Genomic DNA, 1510 nt, shown 5'->3' on the forward strand with positions numbered 1-1510 from the left:
GCAGCCGACAGATCAATGCCAAGGCACACGGCCAGTCACGTTGCGAGTCAAGCCACCGCCCGGAGCGGCACCCGAACATCCTCACAGTCACGTTGGCTGACCGGCCTGGGATGATCTCGGAGTTGGTCGTGCTGGGGAGGGGTTCGCTCGTGTCGTCCGCGCCGCCGTCGCACAAGGGGCACCGGTATCCGGTCGAGGTCTTCGCGCACTGCGTGTGGCTGTACTTCCGCTTCCCGCTCAGCTTCCGCGAGGTCGAGGAACTGATGCTCGAGCGCGGTGTGCTCGTCTCCCACGAGACCGTCCGCCGCTGGTGCGCGAAGTTCGGCCAGGCCTACGCCAACGGCCTGCGCCGCCGGCGACCCCGACCCGGCGACAAGTGGCATCTGGACGAGGTCTTCATCAAGATCAACGGAAAGCAGAAGTACCTGTGGCGGGCCGTCGACGCCGACGGCAACGTGCTCGACATCCTCGTGCAGGACCGCCGGGACACAGCCGCAGCCAGGCGTTTCTTCCGCCGCCTTATGAAGAAGACGTGTTCGGTGCCGCGGGTGGTGGTCACCGATAAGCTCCGCTCCTACGGCGCGGCCCACCGTGAGGTCATGCCCTCGGTCGAGCACCGCTCCCACAAAGGCCTGAACAACCGGGCCGAGAACAGCCATCAACCCACCCGGCAGCGCGAACGCGCCATGAAGGGCTTCCGTAGCGTCGGGGCTTGTAAAGAATCAACGCGTTGCTTTGCGGGCTCTGGCGCGTTGGTCTGGTATGCACATATCGAGTGAGGTTCGTGATCAACTCGCCCTAAGGTTCGGGGTGTTGTTTCCGCATCTGGATGAGCGGCAGCAGCGGCTGGCGCTGGCCACCGAGGCCCGGCTGCTGGGCCACGGCGGGGTCCGGGCCGTCGCGCGCACTGCGGGCGTGAGCGAGACGACGGTGCGGAAGGGGGTCTTCGAGCTGGAGGGCGGCGAGGATCCGCTGCCCAGGGGGAGGGTTCGCCGCTGTGGTGGCGGGCGCAAGAGTGCCGAGGAGCTGGACCCGCGGCTCGTTCCGGCTCTGCTGGCGCTGGTCGAGCCGGACGAGCGGGGTGATCCCATATCGCCGCTGCGCTGGACGACCAAGTCGTTGCGGCACCTGGCCGAGGAGCTCGCCGGGCAGGGGCATCCCGTGTCGGCGCCCACGGTGGGCCGGCTGCTGCGGGAGAACGGCTTCAGTCTCCAGGTCAACGCCAAGACTCTGGAGGGCAGGCAGCACCCTGACCGGGACGCCCAGTTCCGCTACATCAACGAGCAGGCCAAGCAGCACCAGGGTGCCGGGGAGCCGGTCATCAGCGTGGATGCCAAGAAGAAGGAGAAGCTCGGCCAGCTGCCCAACGCCGGCCGTGAGTGGCGCCCGAAGGGCGAGCCGGTCAAGGTGGAGGACGGGCCTTGACCCCGGATGTTGGACACACGAGACACTGGATCCTGAGGATCTGAGAACGGACATCTCGTGGTCATGAAGAACTACCCGCCGGAGT

General features: G+C 67.1%; 2 pseudogenes. Both read left to right on the plus strand.

The features are described from left to right. Positions 1 to 110: 110 nt before the first annotated feature. Positions 111 to 740, plus strand: a pseudogene (locus tag ACIRJP_RS42610) (IS6 family transposase); the annotation flags it as partial. Positions 741 to 762: 22 nt separating this feature from the next. Continuing rightward, positions 763 to 1413, plus strand: a pseudogene (locus ACIRJP_RS42615) (ISAzo13 family transposase); the annotation flags it as partial. Positions 1414 to 1510 lie beyond the last annotated feature (97 nt).

The organism is Streptomyces sp. NPDC102437 (assembly GCF_044765565.1).
In the GTDB taxonomy this organism is placed as follows: Bacteria; Actinomycetota; Actinomycetes; order Streptomycetales; family Streptomycetaceae; genus Streptomyces.